The sequence below is a fragment of the Paraburkholderia sediminicola genome (genome assembly GCF_046026675.1).
In the GTDB taxonomy this organism is placed as follows: domain Bacteria; phylum Pseudomonadota; class Gammaproteobacteria; order Burkholderiales; family Burkholderiaceae; genus Paraburkholderia; species Paraburkholderia sediminicola_F.
The window spans coordinates 1,468,415-1,485,441 of sequence record NZ_JAQQEY010000002.1 but is presented as its reverse complement, the minus strand read 5'-3'; the positions used below and the strand labels follow the sequence as shown (position 1 = coordinate 1,485,441).

At 61.0% G+C, this 17,027-nt stretch carries 12 protein-coding genes; 7 read left to right on the top strand and 5 right to left on the bottom strand.

Going from position 1 to position 17,027, the window contains the following annotated elements:
* The first annotated feature begins 158 nt into the window (after window positions 1–158).
* Together PQQ86_RS26305 and PQQ86_RS26300 are read left to right on the top strand one after the other, a co-directional pair.
* A complete protein-coding gene (locus PQQ86_RS26305; RefSeq protein WP_154566782.1) occupies window positions 159–1,163 on the top strand; it encodes a LysR family transcriptional regulator in 1,005 nt (334 codons plus the stop codon).
* Window positions 1,164–1,386: 223 nt separating this feature from the next.
* On the top strand, window positions 1,387–1,695 hold the full coding sequence (locus PQQ86_RS26300; RefSeq protein ID WP_408273539.1) for a DUF4148 domain-containing protein: 309 nt from the start codon (window positions 1,387–1,389) through the stop codon (window positions 1,693–1,695).
* Window positions 1,696–2,690: 995 nt separating this feature from the next.
* Here the strand turns inward: PQQ86_RS26300 and PQQ86_RS26295 are convergent.
* Window positions 2,691–3,764 (bottom strand): purine-nucleoside phosphorylase, encoded by a 1,074-nt coding sequence (locus tag PQQ86_RS26295; RefSeq protein WP_408273536.1) that lies wholly within the window; start codon window positions 3,762–3,764, stop codon window positions 2,691–2,693.
* 246 nt (window positions 3,765–4,010) lie between these two features.
* Here PQQ86_RS26295 and PQQ86_RS26290 point away from each other — a divergent pair, with 246 nt between their 5' ends.
* Window positions 4,011–4,991 (top strand): aldo/keto reductase, encoded by a 981-nt coding sequence (locus tag PQQ86_RS26290; RefSeq protein WP_408273533.1) that lies wholly within the window; start codon window positions 4,011–4,013, stop codon window positions 4,989–4,991.
* A 114-nt stretch (window positions 4,992–5,105) separates the two neighbouring features.
* Here the strand turns inward: PQQ86_RS26290 and PQQ86_RS26285 are convergent, their stop codons facing one another.
* The 4 genes from PQQ86_RS26285 to PQQ86_RS26270 all read right to left on the bottom strand — a co-directional run bounded on the left by PQQ86_RS26285 (window position 5,106) and on the right by PQQ86_RS26270 (window position 12,962).
* Window positions 5,106–6,011, bottom strand: coding sequence for a cation diffusion facilitator family transporter (locus tag PQQ86_RS26285; protein WP_408273530.1), 906 nt, complete (start codon window positions 6,009–6,011; stop codon window positions 5,106–5,108).
* Window positions 6,012–6,167: 156 nt separating this feature from the next.
* The gene (locus tag PQQ86_RS26280; RefSeq protein WP_408273526.1) at window positions 6,168–11,009 is read right to left on the bottom strand and encodes an NAD-glutamate dehydrogenase; all 4,842 of its coding nucleotides are present in this window, start codon (window positions 11,007–11,009) and stop codon (window positions 6,168–6,170) included.
* 145 nt (window positions 11,010–11,154) lie between these two features.
* Window positions 11,155–11,931 carry an alpha/beta fold hydrolase gene (locus PQQ86_RS26275; protein ID WP_408273523.1) on the bottom strand — a complete coding sequence of 259 codons (777 nt, stop codon included), beginning with the start codon at window positions 11,929–11,931 and terminating at the stop codon, window positions 11,155–11,157.
* The gene (locus tag PQQ86_RS26270; protein ID WP_408273520.1) at window positions 11,928–12,962 is read right to left on the bottom strand and encodes a M14 family zinc carboxypeptidase; all 1,035 of its coding nucleotides are present in this window, start codon (window positions 12,960–12,962) and stop codon (window positions 11,928–11,930) included. Before PQQ86_RS26270 ends, PQQ86_RS26275 begins: the two co-directional genes overlap by 4 nt.
* Before the next feature lie 291 nt (window positions 12,963–13,253).
* Here PQQ86_RS26270 and phnC point away from each other — a divergent pair, with 291 nt between their 5' ends.
* From phnC to PQQ86_RS26250, 4 genes are all read left to right on the top strand, one after another.
* On the top strand, window positions 13,254–14,168 hold the full coding sequence (gene phnC / locus PQQ86_RS26265; protein WP_408273517.1) for a phosphonate ABC transporter ATP-binding protein: 915 nt from the start codon (window positions 13,254–13,256) through the stop codon (window positions 14,166–14,168).
* Window positions 14,169–14,210: 42 nt separating this feature from the next.
* Window positions 14,211–15,188: a phosphonate ABC transporter substrate-binding protein gene (gene phnD / locus PQQ86_RS26260; protein ID WP_408273514.1), complete on the top strand. Its 978-nt coding sequence runs from the start codon at window positions 14,211–14,213 to the stop codon at window positions 15,186–15,188.
* The gene (gene phnE, locus PQQ86_RS26255) at window positions 15,185–16,024 is read left to right on the top strand and encodes a phosphonate ABC transporter, permease protein PhnE (protein ID WP_408273511.1); all 840 of its coding nucleotides are present in this window, start codon (window positions 15,185–15,187) and stop codon (window positions 16,022–16,024) included. Before phnD ends, phnE begins: the two co-directional genes overlap by 4 nt.
* Window positions 16,025–16,174: 150 nt before the next feature.
* On the top strand, window positions 16,175–16,954 hold the full coding sequence (locus tag PQQ86_RS26250; RefSeq protein ID WP_408273508.1) for a LysR substrate-binding domain-containing protein: 780 nt from the start codon (window positions 16,175–16,177) through the stop codon (window positions 16,952–16,954).
* The last annotated feature ends 73 nt before the right edge of the window (window positions 16,955–17,027 follow it).

The window sequence follows — 17,027 nt, the reverse complement described above, 5'->3', positions numbered from 1 at the left end:
CGCATAGAACTTCAATGGTGCGAATTGTGGGTTCGGCAGAGTCGTAAATAAATGCCTATAATCCGGCAACACAATTCGGCGCCCCTGAACAATCGAACGCGATTGCTCTGCGGATTCGATTCCTGCTCAGTGCGCCCGCCCCTTTCTGGAGGTTTGCAATGGACCGGCTTCAGGCCATGCAAGTGTTCACGCGCGTCGTCGACACCAACAGCTTTACCCGCGCGGCGGAAACGCTCGATCTGCCACGCGCATCAGTTACCACCATCATTCAGAACCTCGAAGCGTTCCTCGGCACGCGTTTGATGCACCGGACCACGCGGCGTTTGTCGCTGACGCCGGACGGCGCGGCGTATTACGAACGCTGCGTGCGCATCCTCGCGGACGTCGAAGAGACCGAGGCAAGCTTCCAGAGCGGCAATAAAAAGCCGCACGGCAAGCTGCGCATCGACATGCCGGGATCGATCGGGCGTTTGCTCGTGATCCCTTCGCTGTGTGAATTCCACACGCGTTACCCGGACATCGACCTGCAGCTCGGATTGACGGACCGGCCCGTCGATCTGTTGCAGGAAGGCGTGGATTGCGTGGTGCGGGTGGGCGCGCTACAGGATTCCTCGCTGGTGGCGCGCCGTATCGGTTTGTTCGAGGGCGTGACATGCGCGGCCCCCAGCTACATCGAGCGAGCGGGCATGCCGACTTCGCTCGAAGACCTCGAGAATCACAAAGCAGTCAATTATTTTTCGAGCCGCACGGGGCGCACGATCGATTGGGCCTTCATGGTTGATGGCAAAGAAGTCGAAGTGAAGATGAAGAGCATTGTGTCGGTGAACGATGCCGATGCTTACGTAACGTGCGGTCTGGAAGGCTTCGGCCTGTTTCAGCCGGCGCTCTTCATGGTGCTGCCGCATCTGCGTTCGGGTCAGCTGGTTGAAGTGCTGCCGGAGCTGAAACCTTTGCCGATGCCGATTTCCGCAGTCTATCCGCACAGTCGGCATCTGTCGCCTAAAGTCCGTGTTTTCGTAGACTGGATTGCCGAGCTATTCGACCGCTGCCCGTTGCTGAGCGGACGCGGCAGTCTCGACGCGATGTGCACGAAGCGTACTTTCGAAGAACGCGAATCTGCTCCGATACTCGACACGCCGGTGATAACGGAGTGGGTTGCCTGATTCGCGTGAGTTGAAGTACAGATTATGGAAAAGTGAATTTCAACCGCGGCTCTAATGCCGCGGTTGCCCCGCAGTAACCGGCTAGCACGCACGTCGTCGCGATTGTTCTAGATTCGCGACAATTCATTTCGCGAAAGTGCGATTTATCCGCATCACCTCGAAGTCTACATTTCACCCTGTCGCAGCGCTGCTCGTGCTGCAAACGAATCGACAGGAGTGAATCATGAAGCGCAATCTCTTAGCAGGTCTGGCTCTTTCGCTGCTTGCCAGCGCACCGGTGTTTGCTCAAAGCAACGGCGGCGGCATTGGCCATGCCGGCACATACCAAACGCTACCGACGCCGACCACCGTCGGCAAAACCCGTGCTGAAGTTAACGCCGAACTGGTCGCGGCGTATCGGGATGGTTCGCTGCCTGCATTGAATCGTACGTCGTATCCGAATAAAGGTCTGATTGGTCAGACGCAGGCCGCGCGCCTTGCTTTGCAGGAAGGGACTAGTGGCGACGTTACGCGCGTCGCCAACGGGCAGTAATGCGAATTCGCCGCGATGATTCGGTTTCCAAAAGAAATTTTCATCGCGGTGGATTGTTTGCACTCTTTACGAAGGAGCATGTTATGACACCGTCTGAACTTGATGATTGGGATATGGATGTGGGGGTTTGGGTGCCTTATCGGGCACCGCAGCGGTGAAGGTTTGGTTTTTTGCCTGTTCGGCGCTTGTTTGTTTGTGTTCTTAGGGCTTTGGCCTTTCCTTGCTTTGTTAGTGGTCTATTAGCGTTGCCCCTGTGCGGGGCGGCACCTACTTTTCTTTGCCGGCTGCAAAGAAAAGTAGGCAAAAGAAAGCAGCTCAAACCGCTACTGCTAAGTGGGCACCGTGGTCTGTTGCGGGTAGTGGTCCATCTGGAATCCGTGTTCTCGCACATTCCGCGCTAGTGACAAAGGATTCATCAGCTCCCACTCCGCACTGCGTGCGTCGCGGACGGGTCTGCATGGGAAACCACCGGCTTCGGTTGAGGTAGCGGGGGCCATCGGCGTCGCCTCGGCGACGCCGATGGCCCCCGCGCGGGAACACCCACTTCAAATGATATGTCGGTGTGCTGAAACACCGCCCCGATCACGATCACAGCCGCGGTTGCAGTCGCGACTGCAGTTGCCGTTCCAATCGCGATTGTGATGGTGCAATGACAAGCCACGATCCGCTGGCGAGACGCGAGCGTCAAAACGTAGCGGGTGGTTTTGTGAAGTACTCTTCGGCGCGCGCAGCGCCGCCGGAAGAATGACTCCCTTGTCACCATCGCATGCAGGGGCACGAACCCAGATTCCAGATGCACCACTACCCCAAGCAAACCACGGTTCCCGCTTAGCATTAGCGGTTTGAGCTGCTTTCTTTTGCCTACTTTTCTTTGCAGCCGGCAAAGAAAAGTAGGTGCCGCCCCGCACAGGGGCAACGCTAATAGACCACTAACAAAGCAAGGAAAGGCCAAAGCCACAAGAACACTGACAATGCCGCCGCAAAAGGCAAAAAAACTACCTCTTAGGCACCCCCTCCCGCCACTCCCCCCAATGAGTAGCAATATCCTGCACAAGCGGATTCCCAGACCTGTACAGGTTCTCAATAGCAATCGTAAAGCCCCCCTGCGCAGCATAGTTAAGCAAATTATCCGCACTAGTTTGCCCATCATATGGCCGATCAAAATCAGACCCAGCCCGCAGCACCGCAACGCGACTCAAATCAACCTTATGCACCGAGGCCGCGCGCTTAAGCGCCTCATACGTCGCGTTATCCTCCTGCTGCGTCGTGCAATACACACCATTGCCATCCGTCAGAATCTTGGTCCAATCCCGCGCCCGCTGCCCAAGCAGCGTCCCCGACCACCAGGTGTCGCCCGCGAGTGTGTCGCATTGAATGACAGCAGGCGGCCGATTCGCTGGCGCATACGAATACTTGGCCCGCGCAGCCTGCGCCTGAGCGTTATCGGACAGCACAACGCTACGCGACAAAGCAAACGCCGTATCGGCTAGCCGGGTATTCAACTGAAACACCTCCGTCCGATAGTCGAGCGGTGGCTTAGCCGTCGGACTCGTGGTGTTGATCCCCAGGTATCCGGTATTCCAGCCTGGCGGAATCTCCCGCCCGTCGATCTCCCACTGAATCCCGAAGTCGACCAGGTACTTCGCCCACGCAGCGGATCCGACCGTGCCCTGCTGCGGATCGATCCCGGCAATCCCCGCCACCATAAAGTACGTATGCCGCAAATCGAAACGCGACGAAAAGGTCAACGCCATGATCGACGCGGCAGCGTTGCTATGCCCCATGCCCGTCGTCATGACACACACGTCCTGCTTATTGCAATGAACCGTCGGGTAGTCGGGCGATAAGCCATCGACCGTAATCTCGCGCCATGGACCAAGCCGATCGAGCCATACCTGCCCTTCCGGCCCGAACATCGAAATGATCATCACCTTGACCGGCCGCCCGTGCGAGCCGCCGTCGCCTTGCGAGAAACCGTCGTTGTCGTCAGCGCTGGCAGGGCCGGATGTGAAGGCGGCGCATGCCGCGAGTGCAATTACGGAGATTGCGCCAAGTGTGCGAGTCAGCATCGTGATCCTTCCTTTTTGCTTGTGATGCAGATTGGGAGAAAGGCCGCTTTCAAGCCGAAAGAAGTATAGATGCGAAGAAATTATTTTCCACTACGTATTGCAGCAATTCGCCCACCGCGACCGAACTCCGCCGACCCGCGCGTCCAGTTGGCCCGTCAGCCCTTCAGCACGTCAACGCGTCCGTTCCTATAATGGGGGGTCGTCAGCACGCACCGCGTTTGTGCACTTCAACACAGGAGCACCTCGATGGACTATGTGAAACTGGGCCGCACCGGCCTCGATGTATCGCGTCTTTGTCTCGGCTGCATGAGTTATGGCGTGCCCGCTCGCGGCACCCACCCCTGGTCGCTCGACGATGAAGCGGCTCGCCCCTTTATCAAGCAGGCGCTCGACCACGGCATCAATTTCTTCGATACCGCCAACGTTTACTCGGACGGCACCAGCGAGGAAATCGTCGGCCGCGCATTGAAGGATTTTGCGAAGCGCGACGAGATCGTGTTGGCCACCAAGGTGAATAGCCGCATGCATCCGGGCCCGAATGGTGCCGGTCTGTCGCGCAAGGCGATCATGGCGGAAATCGACAACAGCCTGCGGCGCCTCGGTACGGATTACGTCGATCTGTATCAGATCCACCGCTGGGACTACGACACGCCGATCGAAGAAACCATGGAGGCGCTGCACGATGTGGTGAAGGCCGGCAAGGCACGCTATATCGGTGCGTCGTCGATGTATGCGTGGCAGTTCGCCAAGGCATTGCATGTGGCCGAACGCCATGGCTGGACGCGCTTCGTGACGATGCAGAACTACGTGAATCTGCTCTATCGCGAGGAAGAGCGGGAAATGCTGCCGCTGTGCGAAAGCGAAGGCATCGGCGTCATTCCATGGAGCCCGCTGGCACGCGGACGCCTGACGCGCGACTGGAACACTGAAAGCGCACGCTCCGAGACCGACGAGTTCGGCCGCACACTGTACGCACATACCGAAGACGCGGACCGCCGGATCGTGGAGCGCGTCAGCCAGATTGCGAAGGACCGCGGTGTGCCGCGTGCGCAAGTCGCGCTAGCCTGGGTGTTGCAGAAGAAGCCGATCACCGCGCCTATCGTCGGCGCGACCAAGCTGCATCATCTCGACGATGCGGTCGCCGCACTGTCATTGAATCTGAGCGCGGAAGAAATCCGTCAATTGGAAGAGCTGTACGTGCCGCATGCGGTGACCGGTTTCAAATAAGCGGCCAATGCACCGGCCAACGGACGCGAAAGTAAGGGCTTTCCTAAGCGGAGACCCTAGCGCGATCCGCTGGCCACCGACGGACCGGATGTACCTGGAGAGCGGGACAAAACATCAAACCCGCGGCACGTCCGGTTCGAAAAACACCCAGCGCACTTGCGGAAACGCCGCCTGCAAGTCCGCTTCGATCACGTTGATCGCATCGACCATCGCGCGGCCGCTCGCGTAGTCGATCATTTCCGCCTGCACCGCCACCACCACGTGGCGGCCCCATTGCAGCGTAATCATGTTGATGATGCTGCGAATCTCGGAGCGGCCGCGCAGATGCGTCTCGATCGCGCGGCGCACTTCAGGACTCGCCGATTCGCCGACAATCATCGACTTCACTTCGCGCGCCACCAGCCACGCAATCACCATCAGCAACACACCAACGCCAATGGAACCCAGTGCGTCGTAGACGGGATTGCCGGTCACCATCGTCAGCAACACGGCGACAAAGGCGATCGCAAGACCCGCCAACGCGGCAATGTCCTCGCCGGCCACCACCAGCAGTTCGGACTCGCGCGTTTCGCGAAACCAGCGCCACAGGTGTTTGTCGGGATGCGACTTGCGGATCTCCTTAACGGCGCCCCACAACGAAAGCGTTTCGAGCACCACCGAAACGCCCAGTACGACGAGCGCCACATAGGCATATTGCAAAGGCTCGCGCGCGAATAGACGATGCACGCCTTCGTACACCGAAAACGCGCCGCCGACAAAAAACAGCAGCAACGCCACCAGCAGCGAATAGAAATTGATCTCGCGGCCACCGCCCATAGGATGCAACGGGCTCGCCGGCTTGCGCGCTTCACGCAAGCCGAATAGCAGCAGCAGCTGGTTACCGCAGTCGGCGGTCGAGTGAATGGCTTCGGCGAACATCGAGCCGGAACCGGTGAATGCGGCAGCAGCGAACTTGCAGATGGCAATGCCGAGGTTGGCGGCGAGCGCATAGAAAATGGCTTTCGGCGATTCTTCTTTCATCGTCGTGGAGAGGGTCCGTGAGTTTGCAGAGCGCTTTCGGTTGGCAATAGTTCGTATTATGGACATGCCAGGTGGCATGCGTCCAACCCCGGCGCTGTTCTGCGCCGGGGTCTGTGACGTATGCAGCACATCTGCCCGCTCTCGCGCTTCGTCGTGCTATGCCCTTTCGAGCGCGGCCATCTCACGCACAATCACCAGCAGCATCGACAAGCTCGCACCGCCCGTGGCCCGCAAGTCGGCAAGCAGGCGCGCATAACGCTCGAGTTGCGCGGTGCGCTTCTCGCGCCATGCCTGAACCAATGCCTCCGGCGTGGATGCCTCGTCGGCGTCGGCCAGTGCGCTCGTGGTCAGCGCGCGTTTCAGGCGTGCGAGTTCCGCTAGCGCCGTGGCGCGCGCCAGCATGTCCCAGTGCGTGGGCGCCGGCAGCGCGGCCGCACGCTCGCTGATCCAGCCGTAGTTCAGCAGCGTGCCGAGCGCGAAGTAGACACCCGCCACGAGTTCGAGACTGCGCCCGCAGGTCGACGCCACCTCGGCGATGTCGAGCAAAGCCGCCGATATCTCCCCGCTGGCGATCCGCACGGCCAGTTCACCATCGACACCCGCGTCCACAAGCACGCGTTGCCGCTCAGACAGCGCTTCGAGATCGGCGCTTGGCAACAGCGCCGGCCATTGCGGCGCGAGGCGTTGCGCCGCGTCGCGGCAGCGTGCGAGCAGGCCGGCGACATCGCCGTCGCTAACCGCCCCCGATTGCAATTGCCGCAGGAACCACAGTGCCGAGCGTTCGACGAGCCGCGCCACTTCGACGAACATGCGCGCCTGCACATCGTCGGCGACACGGTTATCCAGCGCATCGATACTGCGCCATACGTCGTCGAGATCGAACACGTCACGCGCCATGATGCAGGCCCGCACAATGTCGCCAGGCTTCGCGTCGGTCTCTTCCATCAGCCGATGCACGAATTCGCAGCCCACGCGATTCACCAACGCATTGGTCAAATGCGTCGCAAGGATTTCGCGCCGCAACGGGTGACGTTGCATCGGTTCACTAAAGCGCTGCCGCAACGGCTTCGGAAAGTATTCGATCAGCATGTCGCTGACGAGCGCGTCTTCCGGCATCGACGATTCGAGCAGCGCGTCGTACAGCCACATCTTGCTATAGGCAAGCAGCACCGCGCGTTCGGGCGTGGTCAACCCTTGTTTCGCGGCCTGGCGTTCGGCGACTTCTTCATCGGTCGGCAAGAACTCGATCACGCGGTTCAGGCGGCCCGCGCGTTCGAGATAACGCATCAGGCGCGCTTCGGCATCGAGCAATTCGACGCTATAGCGGCCCGCAATCGAAAGCGCCTGGGTCTGGTAATAGTTGTCCTGCAAGACCAGCAAGCCGACTTCATCGGTCATTTCCGCGAGCAATGCATTGCGCTGCTTCTCGGTCATTTCGCCGTCGGAGACGACCAGACCCAGCAGAATCTTGATGTTGACCTCGTGGTCCGAACAGTCGACTCCGGCAGAGTTGTCGATCGCATCCGTATTGATGCGGCCGCCGCGCTGCGCGAATTCAATACGCCCGAGTTGCGTGAGGCCGAGATTGCCGCCTTCCGCGACGACCTTGCAGTGTAGATCGGCGCCATTGACACGGATCGCATCGTTGGCGCGGTCGCCAACCTGCAGATGCGTTTCGCGGCTCGCCTTCACGTAGGTGCCAATGCCGCCGTTGTAGAGCAGGTCGACGGGCGCCTGCAGAATTGCGCGCATCAACTCAGCGGGTGCGAGCGCCGGTGCGCTGATGCCAAGCACCGACTGCACGGCCGGCGACAACGGAATCGTCTTGGCGGCACGCGGAAACACGCCGCCCCCTGCCGAGATCAGCGACGGGTCGTAATCGGCCCAACTCGACCGATCCAGCACGAACAGGCGCCCACGCTCGGCAAGGCTTACCGCCGGATCGGGATTCGGATCGAGAAAGATATGCCGATGATCGAACGCGGCCACCAGCTTGATATGGGGTGACAGCAGCATGCCATTGCCAAATACATCGCCCGACATATCGCCGACGCCCACCACCGTGAAGTCGGTCGCTTGCGTATCGACGCCCATTTCGCGGAAGTGCCGTTTGACCGACTCCCATGCGCCGCGCGCCGTGATCGCCATTTTCTTGTGGTCATAGCCGACCGAACCGCCCGACGCAAAGGCGTCGTCGAGCCAGAAACCGTATTCCTGTGAGATCGCGTTCGCGTAGTCGGAGAAGGTGGCGGTGCCTTTATCAGCGGCGACGACCAGATAGGGATCGTCGGGGTCATGCCGCACCACATCGGGGGGCGGCACCACCGTCGTACCCGTGAGGTTGTCGGTCAAATCGAGCAGGCCGCGCAGGAACGTCTGATAGCAGGCGATGCCTTCCCGCATCCAGGCGTCGCGTTCGGTCTGCGGCGGCGGATTCTTCACGACGAAACCGCCTTTGGAGCCAACCGGCACGATCACCACGTTCTTGACCATCTGCGCCTTCATCAAGCCGAGTACTTCCGTGCGGAAGTCCTCACGCCGATCCGACCAGCGCAGACCACCGCGCGCAACCCGGCCGCCACGCAAATGCACACCTTCCACACGCGGCGAGTACACCCAGATTTCGAACATCGGTTTCGGTTCGGGCAAACCGGGCACCTGAGCGGGATTGAATTTGAACGACAGATACGGTTTCGGATGGCCGTCGGCGTCGAAGCGATAGTAGTTCGTGCGCTGCGTGGCCTTGATGACGCCGAGGAATTGCCGGAGTATCCGGTCCTCGTCGAGATTCGGTACCTGATCGAGCGCGCTGTCGATCGTTTTCAACAAGCTATCGACGCGAGCCTCGCGCGTGTCGCCGAGCACCGGATCGAAACGTGCAATGAACAACTCGACCAGCATGCGGGCAATCGCCGGATTGCCGGTGACCGCGCGTTCGATATAGGCATCGCTGAAGGTCGAACCGACTTGCCTCAGGTACTTGGCGTAAGCACGCAGAATCGTCACCTCACGTGCACTCAATTGTGCGCGCAACACCAGACGATTGAAATCATCGCTTTCGATTCCGCCGGTCCACACCTGTTCAAACGCATCTTCGAAAAGATCTTTTACGCGTTCAATATCGAACTCCGCATCGTCCGCGAGTTCAAGGCCGAAATCGTGAATCCAGGCAGGCGTGGCGTCGAGTGCTTCGATCAGATAAGGCCGCTCTTCATCGACACGCACGCCGAGATGTTCGAGCATCGGCAAGCTACGCGACAACGCAATAGGCAACCCCGCACGATAAACCTTGAAACGGAACGCGCGCGGCCCTGCTTCGATCGGGCGGTACAGGTTCATGGCGAGCCGCTCGCTGCCCTGCACGCGTTCAATCAGCTCGATATCGCGCACTGCGGTACGGGCCGGATAATCGTCGCGATAGCCAGGAGGAAACGAATCCGCATAGTGTTGCAGGAGACGATTACCCTGCTCTTCGCCGAATGCATCGAGCAACGCGTCGGCGAGATCGTCCTGCCAGCGGCGCGTGACATGCACGAGCCGCGCTTCGAGCTCACGTGTGTCGACGCGGGGCATGCCCCCGGGCTTCGCATGCACGACGAAGTGAATGCGCGCGAGTGTCGACTCCGACAACAATGGCGTGAATTCGACACTTTCCCCGTTGAACGCATCGGTCAGCAGATTGGCGATGCGTTGCCGCAGATCGGTGTTGTACTTGTCACGCGGCACGAACACGAGACACGACACGAAGCGGTCGAAGCGGTCGCGCCGGACGAACATACGCGTGCGCTGATGCTCCTGCAAACGCAGCACACCCAGCGCGATATCGTAGAGCTGGTCTTCGTCGGCCTGAAACAGTTCGTCACGTGGATAGGTTTCGAGTACCGTCACCAGTGATTTGGCCAAGTGACCCTTGGGCAGGAAACCAGCCCGCCGTACGATGTTCGCGCATTTGCGCCGTACGATCGGAATCTCCGCGGCCGACACCAGGTACGCGGTGGACGTATACAGGCCGATAAAGCGCCGCTCGCCGGTCACCTTGCCGTCCGCACCGGTCAGCTTGATGCCGACGTAATCCAGATAGCCCGGCCGATGCACCGTCGCACGCGAGTTGGCCTTGGTCAGGAAAATGGGCGACGAGCCGGAGATGATATCGGCGGCCGCCGGTGGCAATGGCGTGACTTCCGCTGCGCCCGCCGGACGCAACTCATCGCGCAGAATGCCGAGACCGGAGCCGGGTATCGCACGCAGGCCAAAGCCGATATCGTGCTGCACCAATTCATAATCGCGCTGGCCGAGAAACGTGAAATGATCGGCCACCATCCATTCGAGGAACGCGCGGGCCTCGACACCTTCCGGCCCCGCCTCGCCGGCCTTCATGCCCTTGACGGTGACGCGCGCGAGTTCGACGATCTTCGGCCAGTCTTCCACCGCGGCGCGCACGTCGCGCAGCACTCTCGCGATCTCGTCACGCAATGCGTCGAGTTTCGCTGCATCGCCGCAACGGTCGACTTCGAAGTGAATGAACGAGGCAAGCTGCGAGCGCGTATCGGCGGCATCTTCAGCGCCCTGACCCACGCGCACAATGCTGCCGTCCGGTCCGCGCCAGATGCGGAACACCGGATGCACGACTGAATGCAGCGCGAGCCCGAGGCGATTGACCGCCATCGATACCGAATCGACCAGAAACGGCATGTCGTCGTTGACGATCTCGATCACCGTGTGATCGGAATGCCATCCATGCTGTTCGAGTATCGGGTTGTAGACGCGCAGCCGTTCGCTGCCTGGCACAAAGCGCTGCGCGGTTTGCCAGTGGGCAAGCGCTGCGCCGTAAAGATCAGCGATGGAGCGGCTTTGAAGGTCGTCGGCGTCGACGAAATCGTAGTAGTGCCGCAGGAAAGGCTCGACGACTTTGTAGGTTGGCTCCGGCAATCGCCCACGCGCAAATTCAAAGACATCGTTCAGCAGGTGCGTGACGGCTTCTTCATTCTTTGCTTGCATGATCAACTCCCCCGGCGGGCGGCAATAGCGAGTATCGCTTGATTCGCATGCATCGTCTGAACGGGGATTATGCGCCTGCCACCCGGAAATCGATGCGCGAGCTCACTTAGGTTATACCCGCTGCCGGTGAACGTGCCGCCTCTGTTTAAAGCGAGGCCTTCAATTCGCCAGCCTCCTGCTTCAGCCATGCCTGAACCTGTTCGCTGGTCCAGGCCGGGTCGTCGTGCGGCAGGTCGTGACCGGCCCATTGATGCTCGCGTTGCGTTGCGCCCCACGCTGCCGCGAGTTTGGCCGAACACACCGGATTGACCAGCTTATCGGCGCGTGAAGAGAGAATCAGCAACGGGCAATGCGGTTTCACCGCAGCCGCACTAAAGCGCGCGGCAGCCCAAAGCTGCCTTAACGCATTGCCGCGGCTCACCGGCGCGCTGCGGCGAATTTCGCTCCATGCATCGAGATCGGCGCCCAGCGTTTCAACGTTGTTGCACGTCAGCCGATGAATGCCGCTTTCCGCGCGCGGCGCATCGCGCCAGTGTGCTGCGACGCCCAGCAGGCCCGGCCATGCCGATGGACGCAAGCGCTCGTGCATGCGGCTGAACGGCCGCATGCTGGTATTGATCAACACGAGCCGCTCGATCTCCCCGGGATGCCGTTGCGACCAGTCGGTCGCCACCATGCCGCCGAGCGACATCGCCAGCACGCGATAGGGAGCTGGCGCACCCGTTTGCAATGCAGCAATCCGCACGAAGCCCACCATATCCTCGACCGTGGCCGGCGCGCGCAAGTGCACGAACTCGCCATTACCGGGCAGATCGAGCAGCAACAGGCGATCCGCGCCGGTCGCCTCGCGCAGCAAGCCGGGCAGACGACCCCAGTGGCGTGTTTCGCGCGTCAGTCCACGCAAAAGAATCCACGTGCTCATGGCGCTTCCGGCGTGGTCCAATGGTCGATCGCGCTTTGCAGGAGTTCCTCGCGACGATTGCCTTGCGGCAGCCAGCGTTGCGACGAGAACGCTGCGCGCGCGAGAAAATCGAGCAGATTCGCGTGACGCCGCAGCACGCGCGCGGTGCGATGCGCCTTCACCGGATTGAACATGCCCTGGCGCGAAAACAGTTGACGCGGATTCTTCTTGATCCACAGCCACGAACCGAGTTCGAGCGTCATCGGCAGGAAGACGTTGGGCGGCGGCGTACGGTCATAAGCGAAGTCCCACAGATCGCCGTGCAACAGATACTGGTGGCTCTGCGGTTCGAACGCGTAGCCATGATGCGGATGCGCGCGCTCGAACATGGTTTTCAGCACATACATTTCCGGCAGATGCGGCATCAGCTTGCGCGTGCGCGCGTAGGGAAACCAGATGCTGTCTCGCCAGCCGTACCCCGAGTGGCAGTCGAGTGCGATGCTCAGGGGCCGCGCGGCCATGTCGGTTTCGACCACCCGCAGGAGTGCCGCGGCCTCAGGCTCCATCGGCTCGCCTTGCCGGCCGCGATACCACGGCAGCCACGCGCCCACCCGCTGGCCGCCGGCGAGCAGCGGCACACGTTCGTCAGCATTCTGCGGCGCATTGCGCATCAGATCGACCCCATTGGGATTGGCTCGCGTGGCGGCCCACATGCCGCCCGGATTGACGATCGGCATAAAAATCAGACGAATCGACTGCAACTGCCGCACCAGCAGTTCGTCCCATTCCAGCCGGGCGAGCAGCGCGCGCATGTAGTCGAGCACGAGTTGCGAGCCGATCCGTTCGAGTCCGTGAATGCCGCCAAAAAAACCGATTGCCGGCGCAAGCGGATCGGTCGAACCGATGCTCGCGGTGTGCACGGCGAATTGCCGGCCCCGCACCGTCGTCTCGCAGACGGTGCGGATCTCAAAGCTGGCGCTGCCCTGGTCGAGGATCGTCTTGAGATCTTCGTACTCCGCAAAACTGTCGGGCAGAAAGCTCAAAGGCTGCATGACGACGTCGAAAGGAACTGCAAGGTTATTGGGGACGGCACACCGAATGACGCAATATAGCCTGGCCGCGAGTGATCATGCGCAGCCGGGCCCGCCCAATGCAAATCATGTCATGCGAGTGTCATTTTCTGTTCGAACGAATGACTTCTGTCTGCCTTCCTGGCGACGCAAAAAAGACACATAGAGATATAGTCGTCTAGACGTTGCGATGCCTTCACTCAACCGTCACAGACGCTTCCTAGAATGAGCCCCACACATGCCGGCAATGGCCGGATGCATGAAAGGGTACTTATGGAAGCAATTCGGGAAGCAATTCGAATCGAACGGTTGAGCAAGACGTTCGGTAACGGCCGAAAGGCGCTGGACGAAATCGATCTGCGCGTCGAGCCGGGCGAAATGGTGGCGTTGATTGGCGCCTCGGGCTCGGGCAAGTCGACACTGCTACGACATATCGCAGGCTTCACGGCCTCGGATGCGCAACCGTCGCAGATCGCGATTCTTGGCCGGCCGATCCAGCAGAACGGCCGCATTGTGCGCGAAGTGCGCAGCATTCGCCGCGATATCGGTTTCGTGTTCCAGCAATTCAATCTGGTGAACCGGCTTTCCGTTGAGAGCAACGTGCTGATCGGCGCGCTCGCGCGGCTGCCTTTGTGGCGCCGCTTGAGCGGGCGCTTTCCGGCTGCGGAACGGGCGTTATCGATGGCCGCGCTCAATGAGGTCGGCATCGGCGACCATGCGCGCGAACGCGCCGCCAACCTCTCCGGCGGCCAGCAGCAACGCGCGGCATTGGCGCGTGCGCTGGTGCAACGCGCGCGCATCGTGCTCGCCGACGAACCGATCGCCTCACTCGATCCCGAATCGTCGCGCCGTGTGATGGAGATGCTGCGCACGCTCAACATCGAACATCAACTGACGGTGCTGGTGTCGCTGCATCAGGTCGACATTGCGATGCAGTACTGCCCACGCACCGTTGCGCTGCGTCGTGGCAAGGTGGTCTACGACGGCCCCTCGGCCGCGCTGAGCCCTGCCCTCCTCAAGAAACTCTACGGCGACGACGCCCGTGAACTGCTCGAAGAGGCAACTGCGGGCGCGGTCAATCATGCGGACAGCAACGCTAACGGCGGCGACACCGCTGCACCGGCGCAAGACACCGAATCCACCTCGACGCGTTACGCGTTCGCCCTCAATCCGGCGCACTCGAACTGAGCGCGCCCACTCATTCTGTTCACTCAACCGGACCTCAAAGCGATGAAATTCCTGCGTTCATTGATTACGCTGACCGTCGGCGCGGCCGCATTCGCCTGCGTCGCCACCGCACAAGCCGAGGACATCAATCTCGGCATCATCTCGACCGATTCGTCCTCCGTGCTGAAACAGCGCTGGGAGCCGCTGATCGCCGACATGAACAAGCAAACCGGCCTGAACGTCAAAGCGTTCTTTGCGACCGACTACGCCGGCATCATCGAAGGCATGCGCTTTAGCAAGGTACAGGTCGGCTATTTCGGCAATGCCTCGGCGATCGAAGCGGTGGATCGCTCGCAAGGCGAAGTGTTCGCGAAGGTCCTGTATGTGAATGGCGACGCGGGTTACAAGTCGGTGCTGATCACCAATGTGAACAGCCGTTTCAAGACGCTCGACGACGTGTTTAAAAACACGAAGGACGTCACACTCGGTTTCGGCGATCCGAACTCCACCTCGGGCACGCTGATCCCCGGCTATTACCTGTTCGCCCAGCACAACACGCCGGTCAACACTTCGTTTAAGGCCGTGCTGCCGTCGAGCCACGAAGCGAATCTGCTGGCTGTGGTGAACAACAAGATCGACATCGCGACCAATAACACCGAGATGCTCGACACGCTGAAGAAGCAGCATCCGGACAAGTTTGCACAAGTACGCGTGTTGTGGACGTCGCCGCTGATTCCTTCGGACCCGCTGGTATGGCGCAAGAATCTGCCGCAAGCCACCAAGGACAAGATCCGCAACTTCTTCGTGAACTATGGCAAGACCGATCCGCATGAAAAAGCGGTGATGGCTGCAATCACGGGTTACGCCGGCTTCGCGCCATCGTCGGATGAACAGTTGCTGCCGATTCGCCAGGTCGCGCTGTTCCAGCAGAAGCAGAAGATCGAGAGCGACACGCATCTTTCCGACGACGACCGCAAGACCCAACTGGCCGCGCTCGACGCCAGGCTGAGCGCACTCAACACCGCCGTAGCCAAGCAATGAACACCGTTGATCTGATCACGTCGCCCACGCGTGCGAGCGAAGCGCTCGCCGCGCAGGCGGCGCGCGCCGCCCCCGCTGCGGGCAAGCGCAGCTGGCTGTCGCTCATCGGCTGGATCGCCGTGCTCGCCGTGTTGGGTGGCGCCTGGCACGGCGCCGATATGCGACCGCTCGACCTGCTCTCCGACTCCGGCAACATGGGCCAGTTCGCCAAGGACTTCTTCCCGCCGGACTTCACCGAATGGCGCAGCTATCTGCACGAGATGGTTGTGACGCTGTCGGTGGCGGTGTGGGGCACGGCCCTCTCGCTGGTGTGCGCGGTGCCGTGCGGGCTGATGTCCGCGCACAACATGGCGCCGATGTGGGTCGTGCAGCCGATGCGCCGCATGATGGACGCGTGCCGCGCGATCAATGAAATGGTCTTCGCGATGCTGTTCATCGTCGCGGTGGGACTCGGTCCGTTCGCCGGCGTGCTGGCGTTGTGGGTGCACACCACCGGCGTGCTCGCCAAGCTCTTCGCCGAAGCGGTCGAGGCAATCGATCCACGTCCGGCCGAAGGCGTACGCGCCACCGGCGCGACCAGTCTCGACGAAATCATTTACGGCGTGCTGCCGCAAGTGTTGCCGTTGTGGATCTCGTACGCGCTATATCGCTTCGAATCGAACGTGCGCTCGGCGATGGTGGTCGGCATGGTCGGCGCGGGCGGAATCGGCGTGGTGCTGTACGAGGCGATCCGCTCGTTCAATTATGCGCAGACGGCCGCGGTCATGATCATGGTGATCGTGGTCGTGACGGTGATCGATCTGGCGTCCGCGTGGCTGCGCGAACGCGTGACGTGACACGGCCGGAGCCGGCCTGACGCGTTCGGAAGCCGTCTATCGGGTTCAAGGTTGGCGAGGCGCCAATGCGCCATTGAGCGCCGCGCGCAGACGCTGCGCCATAGCGGGCAGAGCCGCAGCCTGGGATAACTGTGGGTCACGCATAGTGCGGTGACGCAACAGATTCGCGCGCTCGAAGACTATCTCGGGCAGAAGCTGTTCGAGCGCAACGGGCGCACCCTGCAGATGACGCCGCACGCCAGACACTACCTGGTCGATGTCGCCAGTTGTCTGATCCGTTTGGCCGAAGCTACCGCGCAAATGGGCGGGACCACCGCGCGGCGAACGATCCGTGTGAATACATCGGCGTCATTTGCGCACGGCCGGCTGATTCCACGACTGGCGCGCTTTCACGCGCCGCACCCCGAAATCGACGAATCGCACGACGCGATCATCCGCCGCTACGAACCAAACCTGCGACGCTACGGCTTCGACTCCCGGCCACTGATCGCCAACGTGGCCGTGCCTGTGTGCTCTCCCAATCTGCGCGAACTGGATTCGCTGCGTGCGCCGGCAGATTTGAGGCAAGTGCGGCTGCTGCACTATGCGGGTTTGCCGGAGGCCTGGCAGTACTGGTTCCACTGTGCGGAGGTGCCGGTCGGCGAAACGCTCGGCGGCCCGTTCTATGAGCAGTTCTTTTTACTCGTACAGGCGGCCGCGAGCGGACTCGGCGTGGCGCTCGCGCCTCAGGCGATCGTCGAAGAAGACGTGCAGCGCGGGCGGCTGGTTGCACTCTTTCCCGAAGTCAAACTCGAAGGTCCGCCGTTCCATGCCTGTATCGCGTGGCGCCCCAGGACCGCGAACTCAGCATCTTTCTCGACTGGCTGTTCAGCGATGCAGTTCAGGTGCCGGCGGCCGCGTCCAGAGCTTCCCCAAAGTCCCTGTAGCTAAAGCGTGATTCGTCTATTCTCGCGTTCTGCTGGAATAATCACGTGCTTGCAGCCGGCCCCCTGGCCTTCTTTCT